Source organism: Streptomyces sp. NPDC007971, from assembly GCF_042958635.1.
GTDB lineage: Bacteria > Actinomycetota > Actinomycetes > Streptomycetales > Streptomycetaceae > Streptomyces.
In genome coordinates this window covers 1-4,037 of record NZ_JBIBJK010000068.1, presented here as the reverse complement: position 1 = coordinate 4,037, position 4,037 = coordinate 1, and the positions used below count along the sequence as shown (strand labels likewise).

The window sequence follows — 4,037 nt, the reverse complement described above, 5'->3', positions numbered from 1 at the left end:
GCGGTGCTGGAGACTGCCGAGGACGCGGGTGTTGCTGATGTGCTGGCGGTGGGCACGCTGGAGCGGGACAACGGTGGTGCCGGGCGGTTGCTCACTTCGCTGGCGCAGGCGTACGTCGGCGGGCTGGGGGTGGACTGGACGACGGTGCTGCCCGCCGCCGACCGGGTCGACCTGCCCACCTACGCCTTCCAGCACCAGCGGTACTGGCTGCAGGCCGCAGCCGCGACCGTGACCGCGCTCGGCGGCGACGGGGCCGGCACGGCGGCGGAGGCGCAGTTCTGGGCGGCCGTCGAGGGCGGTGACCTGGCCCGGATCGCGGACACGCTGGCCATCGAGGACCAGAAGCAGCTCAGCGAGGTGCTGCCGGCGCTGGCGTCCTGGCGGCGCCGCGAGCAGGACCGGTCGGCGACGGCGGGCCTGCGCTACCGCGTGGGCTGGGCGCCGATCGACGAGCCCGGCGCCGCCCGGCTGTCCGGACAATGGCTGGTCGTGGCCCCCGCCGGCGCGGCCGCGGACGAAGTGGCGCAGGGCTGCCTGATGGCGCTGACCTCGCGCGGCGCCGAGGCCGTCGTCGCAGAGGTACCGGCCGGGACCGTGGACCGCGCCGACATCGCCGAGCTGCTCGGCCGGGCGCTGCACCACGCCGGTACGGAACCTGCCGAGGTGTCCGGTGTGCTGTCGCTGCTGGCACTGGACGAGACGCCGCTGCCGGACCACCCGGCGGTGACCGGGGGCCTGGCCGCGACGCTGGCTCTGGTGCAGGGCCTGGGCGACGCCCAGCTCGGCGCACCGCTGTGGATCCTCACCCGCGGCGCCGTCGCCGCCACGCCGGGCGAGGTGCTGACCAACCCGGCGCAGGCACAGATCTGGGGCTTCGGCCGCGTCGTCCCCCTGGAGTACCCCGACCGCTGGGGCGGGCTGATCGACCTGCCCGCCGTACTGGACGAACGGACCGGCGCGCAGCTGGTGGCCGTGCTGGCAGGCTGCGACGAGAACGCGGTCGTCCTCAGGCCCGCCGGGATCATGGGCCGCCGGCTGAACCGGGCCCCGCAGCCTTCGGCGAACGGGAAGTGGCGGCCCGAGCACACCAGCGCCCTGATCACCGGTGGCACCGGGGCGCTCGCCGGGCACGTGGCGCGCTGGCTGGCCGGACGCGGCGCGGCACGGCTGGTGCTGACCAGCCGCTCCGGCCCCGGCGCACCGGGCGTCGCGGCGCAGGCCGCCGAACTTGCCGCGCACGGCGCCCGCGTGGACGTGGTGACCTGCGACGTCGGTGACCGGTCCGAGCTCGCCGCGCTGATCGACTGGATCGGGCAGAGCGGTCCTGCGCTGTCCGCGGTGGTCCACACCGCGGGCGTACTGGACGACGGCGTGATCGACCACCTCTCGCCGACACGACTGGAGACGGTCCTGGCCCCCAAGGCCGCGAGCGCCGCCCACCTGGACGAACTCACCGCGGACCTGGACCTGGACGCCTTCGTGCTGTTCTCCTCCGTGGTGGCCACCACGGGCGGTCCGGGCCAGGCCAACTACGCGGCGGCCAACACCTACCTGGACGCCCTCGCCGAGAACCGGCGCAGCCGCGGACTGGCCGCGCTCGCCGTGGCCTGGGGCCCCTGGTCGGGCGGCGGTGTGGCCGAGGGCAACGAGGCGGCGCGGCAGCGGCTGGCCCGCAACCAGTGGGAAGGCATGATGGATCCGGACCTTGCGGTCCGGGCCCTGGCCGAGGCGCTCGACGGCACCGACACGGTGCTGACGGTGACGAACATCGACTGGTCCATCGTCCTGGCGCAGCCGCAGGCCGCGGCCGGCCTGCTCCAGGTGCCCCTCATGCGGGACCTGCCGGAGATCCACCAGCTGGCCGCGCTCCTGGCGGACGTCTCCGTGGCTCCGGCCGAAGGGGATCTGGCGCGCCGGCTGGCCGGAACGGGCCGGGCCGAACAGCAGCGCGTGCTGACCGAACTCGTCCAGGCCAAGGCCGCCCAGGTACTGGGGTACGCGTCGCCCGAGCAGGTCGAGGCCGGCCGTGCCTTCAGCGAACTGGGCTTCGACTCCCTGACCGCGGTGGAACTGCGCAACGAGCTCAGCTCCGCCACGGACCTGCGGCTGCCCGCGACCCTGCTGTTCGACTACCCCAGCCCGTCCGCCCTGAGCGACTACCTCCAGACCGAACTGCTCGGCGCGCTGCCGGACGACACCGCGACGCCGACGACGGCCTCGGCGCCGTCCGTGGCCGACGAGCCGATCGCGATCGTCGGCATGAGCTGCCGCTACCCCGGCGGCGTCGCCGACCCGGACGGACTGTGGGCACTGCTGACCTCCGGCGGGGACGCGATCTCCGGCTTCCCGGACGACCGGGACTGGGACCTCGCGGCCCTCAGCGACCCCTCCGGCGAGGGATACACCTCGTACGTCCAGGCCGGCGGATTCATCCAGGACATGAGCGGCTTCGACGCCGGCTTCTTCGGGATCAGCCCGCGTGAGGCGCTGGCCATGGACCCGCAGCAGCGGCTGCTGCTGGAGGTGTCCTGGGAGGCGCTGGAGCGGTCCGGCATCGACCCGGAGTCGCTGCGCGGCAGCACGACCGGCGTGTTCGCCGGCGGATACGCGTCCGGCTACGGCTACGGCGTGGACGTCGAGGGCGCGGCCCACCTCATCACCGGCAACGCCACGAGCGTGCTGTCCGGCCGCGTGTCCTACGCACTCGGCCTGGAGGGTCCCGCGGTCACCGTGGACACGGCGTGCTCGTCGTCCCTGGTCGCCCTGCACCTGGCTGCCCAGGCCCTGCGCTCCGGCGAATGCTCGATGGCCCTGGCCGGCGGCATCACGATCCTCGTGACCCCCGACGGCTTCGTCGGCTTCAGCGAGCAGAGCGGCCTGGCGATGGACGGACGCTGCAAGGCGTTCTCCGCGCAGGCCGACGGGATGGGCTTCGCCGAGGGCGCGGGCATGGTCGTCGTGGAGCGGCTGTCCGACGCGGTCCGCAACGGTCACAACGTGCTCGCGGTGGTCCGCGGCTCCGCGATCAACCAGGACGGCGCGTCCAACGGCCTGACCGCACCCAACGGCCCCTCGCAGCAGCGGGTCATCCGTGCCGCACTGACGAACGCCGGGGTGGGCACGGCCGACGTCGACGTCGTCGAGGCGCACGGCACCGGCACGAAGCTCGGTGACCCGATCGAGGCGCAGGCGCTGCTCGCGACGTACGGCCAAGGCCGGCCGGAGGACCGGCCGCTGCTGCTCGGCTCGGTGAAGTCCAACATCGGACACACCCAGGCAGCCGCCGGTGTGGCGGGCGTCATCAAGATGGTGCTCGCCCTGAAGAACGAGCGGCTGCCGAAGACGCTGCACGTGGACGAGCCGTCGCCGCACGTGGACTGGTCGGCCGGCGACGTCAGGCTGCTGACGGAACCGACGCCGTGGCCCTCCAACGGCCACCCGCGGCGGGCCGGCGTGTCCTCGTTCGGCCTGAGCGGCACCAACGCGCACATCATCCTGGAGGAGGCTCCCGCCGCCGGGGCCCACGCGCCGGAGACCGACGGCCGGGGCGACGCCACCGACGAGGGCGCGCCCCCTCAGGCCGACACCCCCGCGGTGGTCGAGACCGACGGTGTGAGCGCCTGGCTGGTGTCGGGCCGGTCCGCCGCCGGCCTGACGGGACAGGCGGAGCGGTTGCGGGAGTGGGTCACAACCCGCCCGGAGCTGGAACCGGCCGACCTGGCCTGGTCGTTGGCGGCGACGCGCTCGGCGTTCGAGCACCGGGCGGTCGTGGTCGGTGGTGACCGCGGTGAGCTGGTGGGCGGCCTGGAGAGCCTGACCACCGGGGTACCCGCGGGCACGGCGGTGTCGGGAGTGGCGCGGCCGGGTGGGCGGGTGGTGTTCGCGTTCGCCGGTCAGGGTTCGCAGTGGGTCGGGATGGGTCAGGAACTGGTCCGGGTGAGTCCGGTGTTCGCGGCGCGCCTGGCGGAGTGTGAGAAGGCGCTCGCCCCGTACGTGGAGTGGTCCCTGAGCGATGTTCTCGCCGGGGCGGAGGGTGC

1 protein-coding gene is annotated in these 4,037 nt (G+C 74.3%); it reads left to right on the top strand.

The genetic code is table 11. The features are described 5' to 3' along the window. On the top strand, window positions 1-4,037 hold a 4,037-nt coding region (locus ACFZCP_RS45745), incomplete at both ends, for an SDR family NAD(P)-dependent oxidoreductase (RefSeq protein WP_391443191.1).